This is a genomic window from Patescibacteria group bacterium (assembly GCA_041659765.1).
Lineage (GTDB): Bacteria > Patescibacteriota > Patescibacteriia > UBA9934 > UBA9934 > JAGORL01.
The window spans coordinates 33,954-51,296 of record JBAZXR010000001.1; the positions used below are offsets into that span (position 1 = coordinate 33,954).

Annotated in this window: 19 protein-coding genes and 2 tRNA genes; 13 read left to right on the forward strand and 8 right to left on the reverse strand. The window is 52.6% G+C overall.

All coding sequences use genetic code 11. The features are described 5' to 3' along the window. Window positions 1–56 precede the first annotated feature (56 nt). Entirely contained in the window at window positions 57–1,907 is a 1,851-nt protein-coding gene (gene ftsH / locus WC813_00205) for an ATP-dependent zinc metalloprotease FtsH (protein MFA5946431.1), read from the reverse strand. Between the two features lie 97 nt (window positions 1,908–2,004). Next, a complete protein-coding gene (locus WC813_00210; GenBank protein ID MFA5946432.1) occupies window positions 2,005–3,135 on the reverse strand; it encodes a S1 RNA-binding domain-containing protein in 1,131 nt (376 codons plus the stop codon). 105 nt (window positions 3,136–3,240) lie between these two features. Here WC813_00210 and WC813_00215 point away from each other — a divergent pair, with 105 nt between their 5' ends. The 7 genes from WC813_00215 (at window position 3,241) to gyrA (ending at window position 9,208) form a co-directional block, all read left to right on the forward strand. Beyond that, the gene (locus WC813_00215) at window positions 3,241–3,942 is read left to right on the forward strand and encodes a hypothetical protein (protein MFA5946433.1); all 702 of its coding nucleotides are present in this window, start codon (window positions 3,241–3,243) and stop codon (window positions 3,940–3,942) included. 107 nt (window positions 3,943–4,049) lie between these two features. Beyond that, window positions 4,050–4,361, forward strand: coding sequence for a hypothetical protein (locus WC813_00220; GenBank protein MFA5946434.1), 312 nt, complete (start codon window positions 4,050–4,052; stop codon window positions 4,359–4,361). Between the two features lie 134 nt (window positions 4,362–4,495). Beyond that, window positions 4,496–5,053 (forward strand): hypothetical protein, encoded by a 558-nt coding sequence (locus tag WC813_00225; protein MFA5946435.1) that lies wholly within the window; start codon window positions 4,496–4,498, stop codon window positions 5,051–5,053. A gap of 185 nt (window positions 5,054–5,238) precedes the next feature. Continuing rightward, window positions 5,239–5,604, forward strand: a complete 366-nt coding sequence (locus tag WC813_00230) for a hypothetical protein (protein ID MFA5946436.1) — start codon at window positions 5,239–5,241, stop codon at window positions 5,602–5,604. A 143-nt stretch (window positions 5,605–5,747) separates the two neighbouring features. Next, window positions 5,748–6,386 (forward strand): MBL fold metallo-hydrolase, encoded by a 639-nt coding sequence (locus tag WC813_00235; protein MFA5946437.1) that lies wholly within the window; start codon window positions 5,748–5,750, stop codon window positions 6,384–6,386. 10 nt (window positions 6,387–6,396) lie between these two features. Next, window positions 6,397–6,708, forward strand: a complete 312-nt coding sequence (locus WC813_00240; protein MFA5946438.1) for a hypothetical protein — start codon at window positions 6,397–6,399, stop codon at window positions 6,706–6,708. Between the two features lie 4 nt (window positions 6,709–6,712). Then, window positions 6,713–9,208 carry a DNA gyrase subunit A gene (gyrA, locus tag WC813_00245; protein ID MFA5946439.1) on the forward strand — a complete coding sequence of 832 codons (2,496 nt, stop codon included), beginning with the start codon at window positions 6,713–6,715 and terminating at the stop codon, window positions 9,206–9,208. Window positions 9,209–9,255: 47 nt separating this feature from the next. On the opposite strand, the gene WC813_00250 is transcribed toward gyrA, so the two are convergent. Then, a complete protein-coding gene (locus tag WC813_00250; protein MFA5946440.1) occupies window positions 9,256–10,206 on the reverse strand; it encodes a hypothetical protein in 951 nt (316 codons plus the stop codon). Window positions 10,207–10,298: 92 nt separating this feature from the next. On the opposite strand from WC813_00250, the gene rpmF reads away from it, so the two are divergent. Genes rpmF through rnc form a run of 3 tightly spaced genes read left to right on the forward strand, consistent with a single transcriptional unit; the run spans window position 10,299 to window position 11,840 of the window. Beyond that, on the forward strand, window positions 10,299–10,580 hold the full coding sequence (gene rpmF, locus WC813_00255) for a 50S ribosomal protein L32 (GenBank protein MFA5946441.1): 282 nt from the start codon (window positions 10,299–10,301) through the stop codon (window positions 10,578–10,580). Window positions 10,581–10,625: 45 nt separating this feature from the next. Next, complete coding sequence (gene nusB, locus WC813_00260) at window positions 10,626–11,144, forward strand: transcription antitermination factor NusB (protein MFA5946442.1); 519 nt, start codon at window positions 10,626–10,628, stop codon at window positions 11,142–11,144. Window positions 11,145–11,147: 3 nt separating this feature from the next. Beyond that, window positions 11,148–11,840, forward strand: a complete 693-nt coding sequence (gene rnc, locus WC813_00265) for a ribonuclease III (protein ID MFA5946443.1) — start codon at window positions 11,148–11,150, stop codon at window positions 11,838–11,840. Between the two features lie 80 nt (window positions 11,841–11,920). Here the strand turns inward: rnc and WC813_00270 are convergent. Further along, a tRNA-Arg gene (locus WC813_00270) sits at window positions 11,921–11,997 on the reverse strand. Between the two features lie 67 nt (window positions 11,998–12,064). Here WC813_00270 and WC813_00275 point away from each other — a divergent pair. The 3 genes from WC813_00275 (at window position 12,065) to WC813_00285 (ending at window position 13,683) form a co-directional block, all read left to right on the forward strand. Beyond that, window positions 12,065–12,140 (forward strand) — tRNA-Lys (locus WC813_00275). Window positions 12,141–12,193: 53 nt separating this feature from the next. Continuing rightward, complete coding sequence (locus WC813_00280) at window positions 12,194–12,400, forward strand: hypothetical protein (protein MFA5946444.1); 207 nt, start codon at window positions 12,194–12,196, stop codon at window positions 12,398–12,400. A gap of 26 nt (window positions 12,401–12,426) precedes the next feature. Then, entirely contained in the window at window positions 12,427–13,683 is a 1,257-nt protein-coding gene (locus tag WC813_00285; protein ID MFA5946445.1) for an aminoacyl--tRNA ligase-related protein, read from the forward strand. A 453-nt stretch (window positions 13,684–14,136) separates the two neighbouring features. Here the strand turns inward: WC813_00285 and WC813_00290 are convergent, their stop codons facing one another. From WC813_00290 to WC813_00305, 4 genes are all read right to left on the reverse strand, one after another. Next, entirely contained in the window at window positions 14,137–14,454 is a 318-nt protein-coding gene (locus WC813_00290; GenBank protein MFA5946446.1) for an HU family DNA-binding protein, read from the reverse strand. A gap of 41 nt (window positions 14,455–14,495) precedes the next feature. Further along, window positions 14,496–16,022 carry a ribonuclease Y gene (gene rny, locus WC813_00295; protein MFA5946447.1) on the reverse strand — a complete coding sequence of 509 codons (1,527 nt, stop codon included), beginning with the start codon at window positions 16,020–16,022 and terminating at the stop codon, window positions 14,496–14,498. A 29-nt stretch (window positions 16,023–16,051) separates the two neighbouring features. After that, on the reverse strand, window positions 16,052–16,717 hold the full coding sequence (truB, locus tag WC813_00300; protein ID MFA5946448.1) for a tRNA pseudouridine(55) synthase TruB: 666 nt from the start codon (window positions 16,715–16,717) through the stop codon (window positions 16,052–16,054). 142 nt (window positions 16,718–16,859) lie between these two features. Beyond that, entirely contained in the window at window positions 16,860–17,327 is a 468-nt protein-coding gene (locus tag WC813_00305) for an NUDIX hydrolase (protein ID MFA5946449.1), read from the reverse strand. Window positions 17,328–17,343 lie beyond the last annotated feature (16 nt).

Below are 17,343 nucleotides of genomic sequence, written 5' to 3' on the forward strand. Positions count from 1 at the left end.
TGGTTTGCGTATGCGAGTCAACAAAACGAGTCCCCTCCTGGGACTCGTTCTTCTTTTTATACTGCCTTCGGCGCAAACTTCGGAGCCTTATGGGCGGGGCCGAAGAGTTTTTCGAAGTCTTCTTTTTCTATGGTTTCTTTGGTCATCAATTCGTTAACGAGCTGATCCATTTTTGGTCTGTTCTCGGTAACCACCTTCGTTGCTGTTTCGAGAGCAGCGTTGATGAGTTTGGTGATTTCTTCGTCGATCTTTTCAGCGACCTTCTCTGAGTAGTTGCGGTTTTCGTGGAAGGACTTGCCGAGGAATGGCATGTCGTCGCTTTCGCCGTAGGTGCGGGGGCCGAGAGCGTCACTCATGCCGAACTGCGTGACTAGGTCTTTGGCGAGGCCGGTAGCACGCTGGAGGTCGTTGCTGGCGCCAGTGGTGTAATCGCCAAAGATTGTGCGTTCGGCAGCGTAACCGCCGAGCATCATGGCGAGCTCGTCAATGAACTCAGCGCGGGAGTGCATCTTTCGGTCTTCCTGCGGGATGCTCATGGTGTAGCCAGCCGCCCGGCCACGGGAGATGATAGAGACCTTATGCACGTCATCGCAGTGGGGGAGTAGGTGGCCGACAATGGCGTGACCAGCTTCGTGATATGCAGTGAGCAAACGCTCGTCAGCGGACAAGATGTGACTCTTGCGCTCGGGGCCGAGCATGACTTTCTCAATTGCATCGAGGAGATCCTTCTGGGTCGTCGTTGTCTGATTGCGACGAGCAGCAAAGATGGCGCCTTCGTTCATGATGTTGCCGAGGTCAGCACCGCTCATGCCGATTGTTCTCTCGGCAATACGCTGGAGGTCTACATCTGGGGCGAGCGGCTTTTCTTTGGCGTGAATGCCGAGAATAGCTTTTCTGTCCTTGAGGTCTGGGCGGTCGAGCACCACGCGACGATCGAAGCGACCTGGACGCAAAAGGGCTGGGTCGAGCACGTCTGGGCGGTTGGTAGCTGCAATAATGATCACGCCGAGGTTGGCTTCAAAGCCATCCATTTCAACGAGAATCTGGTTGAGCGTCTGCTCGCGTTCGTCATGACCACCGCCAAGACCGGCGCCGCGCTGGCGTCCTACGGCGTCAATTTCGTCGATAAAGATAATGCAGGGAGCGGCCTTCTTTGCCTTGGCGAAAAGATCGCGGACGCGGCTTGCACCAACACCCACAAACATTTCGACGAACTCAGAACCGCTGATGTGAAAGAACGGTGCATTGGCTTCGCCAGCAACTGCGCGCGCGATCAATGTTTTACCGGTTCCTGGAGGACCCATGAGTAAAACGCCCTTTGGAATCTTTGCACCAAGGTCTACGAACTTCTTTGGCGTTTTCAAGAACTCGACAATTTCTGCCAGTTCTTCTTTGGCTTCTGTGTTACCCGCGACATCGTTAAATGTCACTTTATTGTTTTTACCGTTTGACTCGCGGGCATTCGATTGGCCGAAAGATAACGCCTTGTTGTTCGCACCCTGCATTTGGCGCATGAAGAACCAGAGGGCGACTGAGAGACCGATTACGAACAGGATTGTCGGTACCACGGAGCGCACGAACTGCATCGTTGCCGAAGGCTCCTTTACGTCGATTGAGAGTGCGGTGATCTTCTCTTCAGAAACACCTAAGTTCGTCATGACTTCGATCACGGACACGCCGTCTTCTTTCTTGGTTGTAAACGCCGGCTTTTCTCCCTCGTAGCCCGTGAGTGTGTTTTCGACTACGTCCAGTTTCTGAATCTTGCCGTCCTTCACCAGGGTCACGAACTCAGAGACCGAGACAGCCTTCGGTCCCACCGGCTTGTTCACGGTTAAAGACGAGAAGAGAATACCAATAGCGAGCAGAACAATGAGAAAGAAGAGGATGTTTTTTGAGAGGGGTTTCATAAGAAGACAGGTTGCAGGTTTCGGGTTGCAGGTTACCGGAACCACACGGTCGGGTCAATAACAAAGAACAGCCCGTTTGGGCTGCTCAGTGTTCGTCTTATGCTGCTGCGACGACTTCTTCTTTCTTTTCTGCTTTTGGCGCGTCTTCCTTGCGGAGAGAAAGGCCGAGGCGGTGTTCATGTGGTTCGATGGAGACCACGCGGAACTTCATGGTTTCTCCAATTTTTGCGAGAGAGGAAGGATCCTCAACCTGTTTGTCGGAGAGTTCAGAGACGTGGGCCAGGCCCTGGATGTCTTCGTCCAATTCAACAAAGAAACCAAAGGGGTTCACCTTAACAATCTTGCCCTCTACCCAATCGCCAACCTTATAGCGCTTGGCAACATCCTTCCATGGGTCATCCGTGAGCTTCTTCATGGAGAGGAAGATTTTGCTGCCCTCAATGCCGATGATCTCGGCGCGAACATGATCAGCCACCTTCATGACGTCACGAGGATGGTCAATGCGTTGCCAAGCAATTTCCGAGATGTGGACCAGTCCTTCAAGCGGAACGTCCGTACCCGTTGGGTAGAACTTCACGAAAGCGCCGAAGTCAGCTACCGCGGAGACGTCGCCGGCAATTACATCGCCAACTTTGCACTGCGCAATAATGTTTTTCTGTTCATCTTCCCACACAGCCTTTTCAGAGACAATCAGCTTGCCGTCGCCTTCCTCAACATCTAGTACCTTCACGCGGAAGTCCTGGCCAACATAGCTCTTGAGCTTCTCCAAAATCTTCTGCTTATCACCGCCGGTGACGCGCGGATAGTGCTCTGGAGCGAGCTGAGAAACTGGCAAGAAGCCCTGGACATGGCCCACCTTTACAATGAGTCCGCCCTTGTTGGCATCAAGCACCTTTACGGCCATAGCACTGCCGGCCTTAGAAAGATCTGTAAGATCAGACCAAGCGCGCTTCTGACCAGCGTGACGGAAGGAGAGTTCCATTTCGCCGTCCTCATTTTCGAGGTCGACTACTGTTGCCTCAACTTCATCTCCTGCCTTCAGGTTCTTGTAGATATCAGCTTCAGCGTACAGCTCGCGGCCGCGGACAACGCCGACCATGAGACCGTTCACGTCAATCTTAATCTTGCGGCTCTTGGTAGAAAGGACTTTGCCCTTCACCAAATCGCCCTTCACCGGCATGGAGAAATACTTTGAATCCTCCAACAATTTATTCAAGGCTTCGGACATAATGTTTCTCCTGACAGAGTCGAAACCGACGTTTCGAGCCATCAGGCGCTAAGAGTAATAAGCTCCGGGATGGTATACTTTTGCCTGAACCATGTCAATTTTTATATGTCTCATCCGCATCAGTATTTACTCGAAGAATATAGGCTTTCAGTTGAAAAACTCGTCCCACTGACCCCGCAGGAGGTTATTGATGAAGCAAAGAAGCTTTATGACGAGCTTATAGCGAATGAATCCGCCTCAGAACGCCAAATCATCCAGGCCCTTATTCATATTGGAAAGAAGGAATACCCGTACCGGAAGGCGTACATGGAACTTTGCGCGTCTGATGAGGAGAAACGGCTCGAAGATTCCGCGTATGCCAAGCTTGATCCCGAACTTGCGGCCAAGATTAAGAAAGTAACGGAACACGGTGTGCATCTCACGGATTACGTGAAGAGTAAACTTTTCGAGTCTGAACTGACGGGGGACGAGCGTCTCCGGGTAGAAAACGCCATTCTTGAGGCACACGATGTGGTGGGCAAGCAGTGTGATGAGCGCGCGCATGAACGCCAGCAGAACTTTAACCAGCTCGTTGAACACTGGAAGAAAGAACAGGAGCGTATTCAGGGATTGATCGACCATCTTCGTTCTATGGCTTCTCGCGATGAACGCTGGAAAACCGAAATCACCGGCAAGGCCGATGTTTTTGAAGAGGGTTGGTCGATTGTCGAAAAGGATCCGGACGAAGAAGAAATAGTAAAAGAAATTGAAAACTGGGCCACGGTGCTTGAAGAGGGGGAAGAAGAGAAGGAGCAGTCGGTTGAGTAGAGCTTCACGCCTTTGTCGATCCCGATCATTGACGAAACGTCATTTTTCGGGTATTTTTGTGGCCGTCTAGTGCGGCAATTTTGCTGTATTAATCGTTGGGGGCGACCATGGTGACCGATCTGCCATTCCAGGTGATTATCCAGTCCAATGACCGTGATCTTTTGGCAGCAACGCTGAGCGTTCGTCAGGCCGGTGACAACGGCAATTCCTCCGGTGACGATGGCGAGATCACGGTGCTCTGCTTCGCGGCAGACGCCTCCTCGGCACATCGGGTGATGCAGCGCGCGGACAACGTGATCCGGGGCGAATGCAGCCATTCGGACTTCATCAAGGGGCCCGAGCAGTTGGTGAACTTCCTCCGTCGCAACTTCCGCGACGACGAAGACGAGGACCTCATCAACTTCGTCACGAACCCCTAGCTACCCGTCCGGCTCCGCCGAATCATCCCCCGTCTGCGCTTTGCGTAGCGGGGGATTGTCTATTTTGGAAAAGTTCGTTAATGTCACCCGTCCGTCATCCAGACGGCGAATGTTTTTGGAGGTGTTTGATGGGTATGGAGAACGTGGATCCGGCACCGGGTGTGGGCGTTGGCGAAGTTCGGATGCTTGTTCCTTCTGAGCTTCCGCTCACAGCCAAGCTACGCGAGACGTTCAGTTTTCCGGACGAGTACACGGCGCATGAGGATAGAAAATGGGACCGCGGCAACTTTTGGGGGAGCGTAGAGTGGACTCCCCACGATTCACTTGAAGGTCTTGAGGTGTGTCCGGGTTGGCACACGTTTCGGCTGGAGCCTTTCTACCGGTGCGTCGACGCTATGGCCTGGAGGGCGCGTGCGCGCGGATGGCGTGTCGCTACGCCCGTAGAGGCGCTGGCGTTTGACGTTCTGTATCCGGCCTTGAAATCCCGGCATGAAATCGTAGCCTTCGGCTCGATACATTCGTGCATCGGTTACCACGGCTGGCCAATGGAGAACGCGCATCTGGTGATTGCGAAGCGGCGAATTAAAGATCCGGAGCAGATCACCGGCCACATCTGGTTTCGGCCGGGAAATACTCACCCCGAGCCGGGCAAGGGAGATTCTGAAGCCATGTGCCTCCTCGTGAAGATCTGAATGGTTGACTCGAACTCGTTTGGTACCCGCAGCCCCGTGGCTGACGAGGGTACCTGACGGGTTCTTCTTTTTGGCTTATATTAAACATAATATATCTGTTTTTGCTTGACAAAAGTCCATTTTTTTGCTATATTTAAAGGGTTCCGCGGGGTATTCCTGCCCCAGATAACAGTCCCGGAGGGAACATGCGTGTCATTCCGTTTACGTGCAAGGTCGTGCTCGAGTGGAACGAGGCAGAAACCGAGGTTCGTGCGGCTGTCCGTAAGCTGGGCGACAACGAGAACTCGTTCGGAAATCTCGGGGGCATGATGCTCTTGTGCGATGCCGAGACCGAGCAGATCGCCGGAGAGGTACTCGCCAGGGCCGAGTACGTGATCAGCGAGTACGGCGTGGTGAAGGCGATCGAGGATGCGGACCGCTTCGCGGAGCGGCTCGGAGCCTACTTCCGCTCGATCGGTCGGGCCGGGCAGCTGGAATTTAGCAGCCTTCGTCCGTTCGTCGGACTTCTTCCCCTGGAGGAGAGCGACGCCGAGCCCGATCTCGAGTACTAGTGCAATTCGTCAGCAACCCGTTCGGTGTTTGATTCCCAAGAGGGGAGTCGGCGCCGGACGGGTTCTTCTTTTTGTCTTTAGGGTGTGTAATTTGTAGTTGGTATTTTGTGAGAGCCGTGGTAATCTGTACGGGAAATACACCTATGCAGATTGCTTATAACGGACTCGGGAGTTTTACGATTACCGCTAAACCAATGCAGGCGGATGTGACTTTGGTTACGAATCCATTTACTAGCCCGAACACTAAATTTAAAAGTCAGGTTGCATCGCTGGTTGTTAGTAGCCATGACGGAGACGATGCGAATAACTTTAAGGCCGTAGAACCTGAGCATCCTGAAGATCACAAAAAGGTGTTCAACATTCCGCACGCGGGTGAATATGAGGTCGGTGGCGTGGCAGTAGCGGGTGTCGACGCAACTCGGAAGGACGGCACCGCTCACACTATTTATCGTTTTGATATTGAGGGCGTGAAGGTTGGGTTCCTGGGCGCGCTCGACAGAACATTGTCCGAGAAAGAGGTAGAAGGTCTCGGCCCGATCGACATTCTCATTGTCCCTGCAGGTGGAAAGAACGTGTTGACTGCCTCGCAAGCCGCAGAGGTTGTCGCCCAAATTGAGCCTCGCATGGTCATCCCTTCCTATGTAGATGGGGGAGATGACTACGGCATGCCGGATGCGCTCAAGCGTGAGCTTGGCTGCCCTACGGAAGAAGTGAATAAGCTGAAGATTGTTAAGAGCGGTTTGCCGGAAGAAGATATGAAACTCGTGATATTCACGAAGTAGTTAAAAAAATATGGAGGGAAGCAAACTCATTCTCAAGCGCAAGATCCCAAGGGGTCGGCAGCAGATAGCAGCAATATTTGTTGGAGCCTTTGCGGTGATCGCTCTGATAGCTATCGCGCAAATGAAGACTACGCTTTCGGCTCACGCCTTAGCCTCAGTCAAAGAGGACTTTGCTAGCATGAAGACACAGTTTGGGGAGACTGCGGCTGCACCTACGCCTATGAGTGGATCGACGGAGGCGTCGACCCCTACCGCGACCCCTGCTGATACTGCGGTTGAAAAATTTAAGAAACTTTTGCAAGATGTGCCGGTAAAGGAGTGATTTTATGGCGAAAGAACCTGAAGAACAGAAGCTACAGCCGATTGGGACAATCATTAGTCAGAGTATTACGGAGGAAATGCGCCGGTGTTATCTGGATTACGCCATGAGCGTGATTGTTTCGCGCGCGCTGCCGGATGTTCGTGACGGTTTGAAGCCGGTGCACCGCCGCATTTTGTATGCCATGTGGTCTATTGGCCTCAGGCCAACGGCGCGTTTCCGCAAATCCGCCAACGTGGTTGGAGAAGTGATGGCCAAGTATCACCCGCACGGTGACAGCGCCATTTATGAGTCCATGGTGCGCATGGCGCAGGACTTTTCTACTCGCTATTTGTTAGTCCAGGGCCAAGGAAACTTTGGATCCATGGACGGAGACTCGGCCGCTGCCATGCGTTACACGGAAGCTAAACTTTCCTACATTTCTGAAGAATTGCTGACGGACATTGAGAAGAACACGGTAGACTTCCGCCCGAACTATGATGGTTCTCATGAAGAGCCGTCTGTTTTGCCGACCAAGCTCCCAAACCTCCTCGTAAACGGCACGCTCGGTATTGCCGTGGGTATGGCCACAAACATTCCTCCACATAACGTGAAGGAAGTGTGCGCTGGGCTTTTAGCGTTGATTGAGAACCCTGACATGACGGTGGAAGACCTCATGGTGCACATTCCGGGACCGGATTTCCCAACGGGCGGAATTGTCTACGGCGCGAGCGATCTCAGAAATGCCTACTCGACGGGTCGAGGTGGCGTGGTTTGTCGTGCGACGGCCGAGATCGTGGAAGGCAAGAAGGACATGAGCATGATTGTGGTGTCCGAGATTCCGTACATGGTGAACAAATCGACTCTCATCGAAAAGATCGCCGATCTTGTCCGCGAGAAGAAGATTGAGGGCATTCGTGACCTTCGTGATGAGTCCAACAAAGAAGGTGTGCGCATTGTTATCGAGCTCAAGAAAGACGCCTATCCCCGCAAGGTTTTGAACATGTTGTATCAGATGACCCCGCTCCAGACGTCGTTCCACTATAACGTTCTTGCTCTTGTTGACGGCATTCAGCCGCGCATCTTGAACTTGAAGCAAATCCTCGAAGAACACGTAAAGCATCGCCGAGTTGTCGTGAAGCGCCGCACGCAGTTTGACCTTGATAAGATTAAGGATCGATTGCACATCCTGGACGGTTTGATTATCGCACTCGAGAACATTGACGAGGTGATTGCTGTTATCAAGAAGTCTGAAGATAAGGACGAAGCTCGCGTGAATTTGATGAAGCGTTTCAAGATGACGGAGCGCCAGGCTATTGCCATTCTGGAAATGCGTTTGCAGGCCCTAGCTAACCTTGAACGCATCCGCGTTGAAGAGGAGCATGCCGACAAGACGAAGATCATGAAGGAGCTCGAATCCATCCTCGCGTCTGACAAGAAGATGATGAAGGTGATTACGGACGAGATCGAAGTCCTCATGAAAGAATATGGCGACGAGCGCCGAACCAAGATTATCAAGTCTGGCGTGAAGGAGTTCTCTATGGAGGACTTGATTCCTGATGTCCAAACTGTCGTCCTCATGACAAAGGACGGCTACATCAAACGCGTCTCCCCGGACAACTTCACCGTTCAAGGACGCGGTGGCAAGGGAGTTATCGGTCTCACGACGAAGGAGGAAGATGCGGTCGAAAATATCTGGTCCACGAGCACGCATGAAGACATGATGTTCTTCACGTCTCGTGGTCGAGTGTTCCGGCTCAAGGCATACGACATTCCAGAGGCGAGCAGAACCGCTAAAGGGCAGGCGATTGTGAACTTCCTTGAGCTCGGTCCGGGCGAGAAGGTCACCGCTGTGCTGACCGGCGATCTCAAGAAGAGCAAGGCGAAGTACATTGTCATGGTGACGAGCCGCGGAACCATCAAAAAGACCGAACTCGACGACTTTGAGAACGTGCGCAAGTCCGGACTCATCGCCATTAAGCTGAACGACGGCGATAACCTCCAGTGGGTGAAGACCTCCACGGGTAAAGACGACATCTTGTTGACGACGTTTAATGGAATGTCGATCCACTTCTCTGAGGCGGATGTCCGAGGTATGGGTCGAGTCGCGGCCGGAGTACGCGGTATTAAGCTCAAGGGCGAGGATGAGGTAATTGGTATGGATGTGATTACTCAGGATGATTTGAAGGAAGGCCGATTGTTCCTGAACATCATGGAGAACGGTTACGGCAAGCGTTCGGACGTGTCTGAATACACGCTCCAGAACCGCGGCGGCCAGGGTATTAAGGCCGCCCAGTTGTCCACCAAGACTGGCAAGCTCGTGGCGTCACATATCGTGAAAGAGAAGGACGGCCGAGACATGCTTGTAATGTCCATGGCTGGACAGATCATTCGCACGCCGGTAGACACTGTGTCTATCCTTGGTCGCGCCACGCAGGGCGTGAAAGTCATGCGTTTCAAGACTCCTTCAGACAAAGTCGCCACAGCGGCGGTGGTGGAGGGGGAGAAAGAAGGAAAGGAATAAAAAACGGGCCGACCAGAAATGGTCGGCCCTTGCGATTCTGAGATGTTCTACGCCATACCGGCGAGCGTCCGTCCTGCTTCCGTGAGGAGCTTGTACGTTTCCTCCATGTTGATCGGACGTTCTTCCGTATGGAACGGATCCAGGCCCTGTGCTGCGGCGTTGAGATGGTTGAGGCCGTACTGGAACGAGACCACGTAGTCGACACCCATGCTGTGATGGAGTGCGGCCTTGAGGTGGGCAAATTCGTTGCGGATGTCGTTGATCTGGTGGAACGCCCACTGCGCCTGCTTCTTCGGGATGCCGATTTCTTTACGGCGCGCGTCAGAAGCGAGGAGCGTGATCTTGAACAACTGCACCAGGAGACGCGGAGCCTTCAGTGTGGCGCGCGCACTCGACAGGTTCCCGTACACGTCCGTGACGGTACCGTTGCCGGTCTCAATGATCTCGAGCGCTTGATCGATCAGCTTGCCACTCGCGCCGAAGAACCGAGCGAAGGGGCGAGTGGACACTCCCCGCAGAGCGTGAGCGGCGTCGCGGAACTTCTTGATTTCCGCATCGTTGCGCAAGGGGAGTCCGTTGTCTTGGAGATCCTCCACCATGATCCGCACTTCTGCACTGCCACGGACCAGGTCGGCGCAGTATTCGTCCACGGCCTCGCGGCAGTCAGACACGAACGCGTACTTTTCCGCGTTCATGGCTTGCAGGCCGTTTTTGAGGGACAGGAGACCGTCTTGGTAGAGGTTCACGCGGAACGCATCCGCGCGGTCTTCCACCGATCGCCAGGCTGCGGTCTCGGCGTCGTCAACCATGATGATGGCTCCGGCCGGGACGTATGCAGCTTCGGTCTTGCTGACCACGAAGAGGCGGTTCGGGAGAACCTCCACGCACAGGACGTGCGGGTCGTACGGGTAGGCTGAACGCGGGTGTGGACCGTTCTCCGGCGGTGTGAACACCACAGGAAGAACAACACGGGGCTTGCGGGAATCAAAGAGCAGCACGGGCACCTCCAGGGGAAAAACGGGCTTAGAGCCTATTCTTCTTGACGGATTTCGTCAATCTTTGTACTATTCCGCCAACCTTAAAGACGCCTATGCCACTACCATCATTCCGTTCCTCACGCTCTAAAGTTCGCCGCCGCCGGTCACATCACGCCTTAAAGGCTGTGGTTACTGCTACGTGCGCTGGTTGTGGTTTTGTCACCTTGCCACATCGCGCTTGTAAGAATTGCGGTAAGTACGGTGATCGCTCGGTCAAGAAGACTGGCATGGATGAAGTAAAGAAGGTCTTGAAGAAAGAAGCTAAGGCGCCTAAAGCAGCCAAAGCTCCAAAGAAAGCAACTAAAGCTAAGGAAGAAACGAAAGCCGCTGAATAAGCGGTTTTCACTTTTTAGTGGTTCTGGTATTCTTCGCCGTGAACTATGTCTAATCGTCACCTCGCCAGAACTATGGCGATGCAAGCTCTTTACGAATGGGATTTCCGTGGCCGAGAACTCTCTCGCCTGCCGGAAATTATGAAGTTTGTTAAGGCTGAATTCGCGCCTGATTTTGACGATGGCGGATACGTAGAAAAACAGGTGACGGATATTGTGAAGCGGATGGGGGAAATTGATGACATTTTGAATCGCTTTGCTCCAAACTGGACGGTGGACACCATGACGCTGATTGATAGGAACGTGCTGCGTCTCGGTGTGTATGAATTAAAAATCGACGAGTCTATTCCGTCAAAGGTTGCCATTAACGAAGCTATTGAACTCGGTAAGACCTTTGGCGGAGATGCTTCTGGTAAATTTGTGAACGGCGTGCTCGGTGCGATCTATAAAGATACAGTCGATAGTGGAATCGTGAAGCAGATCGACATTGACATGGAGAAGAAGAAAGCGGCCGAGATGGTAGGGGCGACGCTTGCGACGCCCACAGAAACTGAGGACGCGGAATAAATTATGGAAAAAAACATCCAGGAATTGGCAGACAAGTTGGAAATCCCATTTAAAGCCGACGGTCACCTCGAGCAATCTGTTGTACACCGTTCGTATTTGAACGAGCATCCTGATTTTCCGCTTGATCATAACGAACGATTGGAGTTTCTCGGAGACGCCGTGCTCGAGCTCGTCGTCACGGAGAACCTCTATATCAACCACCCGAATCCGGAAGGGGATTTGACCACCTGGCGTTCAGCGCTCGTGAATGGGGATTCCTTGGGCGAAATTGCCCAGGCACTGGGTATTGAGCCATATCTATATTTGTCCAAGGGCGAAGAGAAGGACACGAACTCCAAAGCCCGCAAGTATATTTTGGCGAATGCGATCGAGGCAATCATTGGCGCCATTTATTTGGACTTTGGCTGGGAGCTTTCGAAAACGTTCATCACTAAGAACGTTCTTTCGCATCTGCCTAACATTATTGAAAAGCGTTTGTTTGCGGATCCTAAGAGTGTGTTCCAGGAATCTTCCCAGTCCAAACTTGGCATTACACCAAGCTATAAAGTTTTGAGTGAAACCGGTCCCGACCACGCAAAAATCTTCGTCGTCGGCGCGTTTCTTGGCAAGGACCTCGTGGCTCAGGCCAACGGATCGAGCAAACAAGAAGCCCAGGTAGCCGCTGCTCAGGCGGCAATACAGGCAAAAGGGTGGTAGAAACAAAAGAGAGATATCTCGTTAAAATTTGAGTCGGATTACCTCCTAAAAATTTTACCAAAATATCTCTCTTTTGTTTCTGGTGCGGTGTGAGGGATTCGAACCCCCGACCCTCTGCTTCGAAGGCAGATGCTCTATCCAGCTGAGCTAACACCGCAGAACCACTGAATACTAGCAAAAATCTTGACCTCAGTCAAAGCATTTGGCATACTTTCCACCGTTACGCATCGGTAGCTCAGTTGGTAGAGCAGTAGACTCTTAATCTATTGGTCGCGGGTTCGAGTCCCGCCCGGTGCACCACAAGCCGATCCCCGAAAGGGGGTCGTTTTGTTTTCTGATATACTGTACACAATATGTCTCCACTTCTTTTAGTTGGTATCGTCCTGGCCGGTGTTCCCGCGCTTCTTATTCTGGGATTTGCGTCGTATATCTTTATCGGGTTCGTGACTGATGATAAAGACGCCAAGTCCATTTTCCAGCTTGCTCTGATTATTATGGGCATCGGCGTCGTGTTGATTATTGCCCACATTGCCGGAACCGTTATCCAGGTGACACCGTAGGGAAGGGGTGCTACCATCCTTTCACTATGCGCTACTCCCAACTCTTTTCGAAATCTTCTAAGAACCGGCCTGGCGATGCGGATTCCGTGAATGCGCGGTATCTGGTGCAGGGCGGATTTGTCCACCAGGAAATGGCCGGTGTTTATTCTTGGCTGCCACTCGGCTTGCGCGTTTTGCGTAACGTGGAAAAGATCGTACGTGAGGAGATGAACTCACTTGGCGGTCAGGAGATTTTGATGACTGCGCTCCAGCCTAAAGAGAACTGGCAGAAGACTAACCGTTGGGATTCAGTTGACGTGCTTTTTAAAGTTCCGAGCCAGACTGGTAAGGAATACGGTCTCGGCCCAACTGCTGAGGAGCTCGTCACTCCGCTAGTGCAGGAATTCGTTAAGTCCTACAAAGACTTGCCGTTGGCTGTCTATCAAATTCAAACAAAGTTCCGCGATGAGCTCCGCGCCAAGAGCGGCGTGCTTCGTGGTCGAGAGTTCCTAATGAAGGACATGTACTCGTTCCATACATCCGTCGAGGATTTCGAACGCTTCTACGAACAGGCCAAGCAGGGATACCTGAAGGCCTACTCGCGAATGGGACTAGACGCGAAAGTTACCGAATCTTCCGGTGGTTCATTCTCGAAGAAAGCCTCTCATGAGTTCCAGGTTGAAACCCCTGCCGGCGAAGATGATTTGATTCTCTGTCGCAACTGTTCGTTCGCTCAAAACACGGAGATCGCCACGGTAAAGGCCGGTGACGCCTGCCCAAACTGTAAGGGTGAGCTGGTCGCGACAAAGGGGATAGAGGTTGGAAACATTTTTGATTTGTCCGACAGATTCTCTAAAGACTTTAACTTTGTGGTGCAGGGCGAAGACGGAAAGTCTATGCCGATTCTCATGGGCTGTTACGGCATTGGCGTGTCTCGACTCGTTGGCGCTATTGTCGAAGCTTCCCATGACGATAAGGGAATTATTTGGCCGAAGGCTGTGGCTCCATTTGCCGTAAACTTGGTTACGCTAAACGCCAAGAGCGCCGAGGTTCAGAAATCAGTCGATGAGGCTGCTGAGAAGCTGTACGTCGAGCTTTCCGGAAAGGGGATTGACGTTCTTTGGGATGACCGCGAGGGCGTTGCCCCTGGGGCGAAGTTCGCCGACGCTGATCTTGTGGGTATCCCGGTGCGGGTAGTGATTTCTGAGAAGTCTCTCGCTGCTGGTGGCGCAGAATGGAAGGAGCGCGCAGGTGGGGAGGCTAAGATTGTGCCTCTGGACGATGTGCTTACAGCCCTTAAGTAAACGAAATCAAAATACTCCGTTCGGAACTGGAGTCGGATTACCTCCTAACAGTTCCTCGCGGAGTATTTTGTTTTCGTTTACTTGTGGTAGAGTATTAATGTTTACCTTTGGAGGAAACGTGGCAGAGTATCAATTTACCGTTGATCGGACCCTGGAGTTTGGCCGGGGTACAACCCGGCCACCGCCTAGGTTGGCAGCGTCGTCTGAGTTCATGGCCGCAGTGCATGTTTTGACCTTTCGGGTTACGGCCCTCGGGTGGGAGCACGCTTACATAGAGCGTCTACTGCATCGCCAGGTCTTTGACCAGCGGGAAGAGCGCGTGGTTGAGGCGTGGAAGAAAGTCCGCGTGGTGGGCGCAAACGTGCTTTCGGAGCAAGCTCCACTGTGAATACCGTTGTCAGAACGTAAAAGTCCCGCACCATTCTACAGGCGCGGGACTTTCTAAATTTGTTTTTAGGAGGCGTTAGCTACTGGTGCCGACTTACTCATGTTGGTCTTCTTTAAAGCGTCCTTCAGACCCTTACCAGCTTTGAACTTAGGCACGCGGACTTCTGGCACACGGATCTTTTCCGTTGGGTTCCGTGGGTTCACGCCCATGCGAGCGGAACGTGTGCGAGCAGAGAAGGTACCGAAGCCAGCAATCGTTACTTCATCGCCTGCTACGAGCGCCTGCACAACTAGCTGTTCAAAGTTCTCAATGAGATCTTCGGCTAGCTTTTTAGGGATATCCAAGCGCTCTGAGAGCTTAAGGGACAGTTCAGCTTTGTTCATAATGCGCTTATGTTAGCGGAGTATGAGAATGCCGTCAAGTATTACCTAGCAAACTCGATTACCCGAGTCTCGCGGATAACGGTCACTTTGACCTCGCCTGGGTAGGTCAGCTCGCTTTCAATCTTCTTAGCAATATCGCGAGCCAGCTCATGGGCCTTGAAGTCATCTATCTCGCCCGGCTGAACGAATACACGCACTTCACGGCCCGCCTGAATGGCGTAGGCCTTCTCAACTCCTGGGAAGCCAGCGGCCGTCATTTCCAGGTTCTGGAGGCGTTGGAGGTACTCTTCTACAGAGTTACGGCGAGCACCCGGGCGAGCGCCTGAGATGGCGTCAGCGGCTTTCACAACCACGCCCTCGATGGTTCTTGGTTTGTCCTCATGATGAGCGATTGACTGGTAGCACAGCTCCTCTGGAAAGCCGAACTTTTTCATGATGTTGTAACCAATCTGTGGATGAGAACCCTGCATGTCATGGTCAACGGCCTTGCCAATATCATGGAATAACCCGCCTTTCTTGAGCGGGAAGGGATCCATGCCGAGCTCCTCGCCGATCATGCCGGAGATGCGGGCAACCTCGATTGAGTGCTGGAGTACGTTCTGTCCGTAGCTCGTGCGGTACTTGAGGCGACCAAGGATAGAGACGAGCTTAGGATCGATCGATGAAACAGGAATGCCGAGCTCGTACAACGCATCTTCACCGGCTTTCTTCATTTCTTTAGCTAGGTCGTTCTTGGATTCTTTAACGGCATCTTCAATCTTAGCTGGTTGGATTCGACCATCTTTCATTAGGATCTCGAGCGCGCGCTTGGCTACTTGGCGGCGAACGGGGGAGAAGCCGGAGATGGTGATCATGCCCGGAGTGTCGTCAACGATAAGTTCACAGCCCGTGAGGTGCTCAATTGCTTTAATGTTGCGGCCTTCTTTGCCGATGATACGACCCTTAAAGTCCTCGGACGGGAGATCGACGAACGTGGTGGCAGAATCTACGACCTGGCTCGACGCAAAACGCTGAATAACAAGAGAGAGCACTTTGCGTGCGTGGTTCTCTAGTTCTTCTTCTGTGTGCTGGTCGTACTTGCGGATCAAGCTCATGAGCGCATCCTGCTTGTCTTCTTCAACTCGCTTCATGATCACTTCGAGTGCTGCCTCTTTACCCATGCCAGCCACTTCCTCAAGTTTCAATTCGGCAGCTTGGCGAACCTCGTCAATCTTGGCCTTAGCAGCCTCAAGCTTGCCTTTATAGTCATCAAGCTGGAGCTTGCGAGTCTCAAAATCCAAGAGCGTCTTATCAAAAAGCTGCTCGCGGTCAGCGAGACGGTCATGCATGGACTTAACGTCACGTTCCTTAACTTGCAACTCCTTTTTGCCCTCCTCAACGTAGGCCAGGGCCTTCTCTTTAGCCTCAATGATGATTCGTTGTTCCTGTTCTTTAGCCTGTTCTAATACTTTTACAGCACGTGCCTCGGCGGAGTTTGTTTGATTTTTGACAATGTTGGCGCGGATTAAATATCCACCAAGACTACCAAGGATCAACCCCCCGAGAGCAAGAATAAGGGGGATAAGCATAATTTAGTTCTACGAGATCGGTCTTACGCCTAGGAGGGTAACACGGGAGAGGTCAGCTCGCCAAGCGTTTTTGCAGAGGTTACTGAAAATTCCCCGATTTTCGTTCGGCGAAGGCTTGAAACATATCCAGTTGTCCCCAGGAGTATCCCCAGGTCTCTCGCGAGCGCGCGAATGTAGGTGCCAGACGAACAGAAGATGCGAACCTTGATCATGACTGGCCAGGTCGTTAAATTCGGCTCGCCGAGCAACTCGAAGGAGTGAACCGTGAGCTGTCGCGGGGCGACTTCGATGGTCTTTCCTTGACGGGCTAGATTATAGAGTTTTTGTCCGCCGACCTTAATGGCCGAGTGCATGGGGGGGATTTGTGAGATTTCGCCGGTCAGCTTTTTCATGGCATCGAGGATCATCTGTTGGTCGATAGAGACAGCAGGCGAGGGAATGACGGCCCCTTCTGGGTCGAGCGTGTCCGTAGTTGCCCCAATTACAAACTCGGCCTCGTATTCCTTATCCATACCAAGATATGTCGAAAGCTGTTTGGTACAGTCCCGGCCCACGCCCACGATTAAAAGCCCTGTGGCAAAGGGGTCGAGCGTGCCGGCATGGCCAACAGTCCGTTCGCCAGTGATTTTGCGGACTTTGTCGACGACATCATGAGAGGTGATACCGGCGGGTTTATCGATTAGGAGGAAGGGCATAGGATACGGTGGATTACGGTATTCGACTCTGAGCGCAGGCGAAGAGTCTAGAGGTGGGCTATTGGATTCCGAGAGTATGCCAGACTTTCTAGAAATAACGAGATCCGCCCCCGGAGGAGCGGATCTTAGACGAGAGCGTTCTTTACCGCCATGCCATGTATAGCCGGGCGATATCGAGCGCGATATTCTGAAATTCTTTGTCCTTCGCCTTTTCCATGTTTACCCATTCAGCAGGCCCTTCTTCAGGGTCTTCCCTGCTGATCTGCCAATCGCCGTCTACTTCTGCGGTGTAGATCAGCAGATGGACGTGGTAGGCCTTTTGGGTTGGATCGTAGTATGCGAAGTTCTCGAACATCTTCCAGAAGTTCACATTTTTGAGCTTGAGGCCGGTTTCTTCGAAGACTTCCCGAACCACTGCGTGTCCGGCAGATTCACCGGGTTCGATCCCGCCACCCGGCAAGAACAACTTGCCGGTAAGCTTCATACGTATCAATAGAAGCCGATGCCCGCGTCGGACGAGCGCATACGCACTCGGCCGGAACTCCAGCTCATCCACGGGAACCTCGATATAGCCACCCAACACACGCACACACTGAACGGTCTTTCCCACGTTTTCTCCAAAACAA

What these genes read in the sequence shown, in the direction of transcription:
- ftsH (MFA5946431.1), bottom strand. Translation starts at nt 1,907, where the DNA reads ATGAAACCCCTCTCAAAAAACATCCTCTTCTTTCTCATTGTTCTGCTC.
- WC813_00210 (MFA5946432.1), bottom strand. Translation starts at nt 3,135, where the DNA reads ATGTCCGAAGCCTTGAATAAATTGTTGGAGGATTCAAAGTATTTCTCC.
- WC813_00215 (MFA5946433.1), top strand. Translation starts at nt 3,241, where the DNA reads ATGTCTCATCCGCATCAGTATTTACTCGAAGAATATAGGCTTTCAGTT.
- WC813_00220 (MFA5946434.1), top strand. Translation starts at nt 4,050, where the DNA reads ATGGTGACCGATCTGCCATTCCAGGTGATTATCCAGTCCAATGACCGT.
- WC813_00225 (MFA5946435.1), top strand. Translation starts at nt 4,496, where the DNA reads ATGGAGAACGTGGATCCGGCACCGGGTGTGGGCGTTGGCGAAGTTCGG.
- WC813_00230 (MFA5946436.1), top strand. Translation starts at nt 5,239, where the DNA reads ATGCGTGTCATTCCGTTTACGTGCAAGGTCGTGCTCGAGTGGAACGAG.
- WC813_00235 (MFA5946437.1), top strand. Translation starts at nt 5,748, where the DNA reads ATGCAGATTGCTTATAACGGACTCGGGAGTTTTACGATTACCGCTAAA.
- WC813_00240 (MFA5946438.1), top strand. Translation starts at nt 6,397, where the DNA reads ATGGAGGGAAGCAAACTCATTCTCAAGCGCAAGATCCCAAGGGGTCGG.
- gyrA (MFA5946439.1), top strand. Translation starts at nt 6,713, where the DNA reads ATGGCGAAAGAACCTGAAGAACAGAAGCTACAGCCGATTGGGACAATC.
- rpmF (MFA5946441.1), top strand. Translation starts at nt 10,299, where the DNA reads ATGCCACTACCATCATTCCGTTCCTCACGCTCTAAAGTTCGCCGCCGC.
- nusB (MFA5946442.1), top strand. Translation starts at nt 10,626, where the DNA reads ATGTCTAATCGTCACCTCGCCAGAACTATGGCGATGCAAGCTCTTTAC.
- rnc (MFA5946443.1), top strand. Translation starts at nt 11,148, where the DNA reads ATGGAAAAAAACATCCAGGAATTGGCAGACAAGTTGGAAATCCCATTT.
- WC813_00280 (MFA5946444.1), top strand. Translation starts at nt 12,194, where the DNA reads ATGTCTCCACTTCTTTTAGTTGGTATCGTCCTGGCCGGTGTTCCCGCG.
- WC813_00285 (MFA5946445.1), top strand. Translation starts at nt 12,427, where the DNA reads ATGCGCTACTCCCAACTCTTTTCGAAATCTTCTAAGAACCGGCCTGGC.
- WC813_00290 (MFA5946446.1), bottom strand. Translation starts at nt 14,454, where the DNA reads ATGAACAAAGCTGAACTGTCCCTTAAGCTCTCAGAGCGCTTGGATATC.
- rny (MFA5946447.1), bottom strand. Translation starts at nt 16,022, where the DNA reads ATGCTTATCCCCCTTATTCTTGCTCTCGGGGGGTTGATCCTTGGTAGT.
- truB (MFA5946448.1), bottom strand. Translation starts at nt 16,717, where the DNA reads ATGCCCTTCCTCCTAATCGATAAACCCGCCGGTATCACCTCTCATGAT.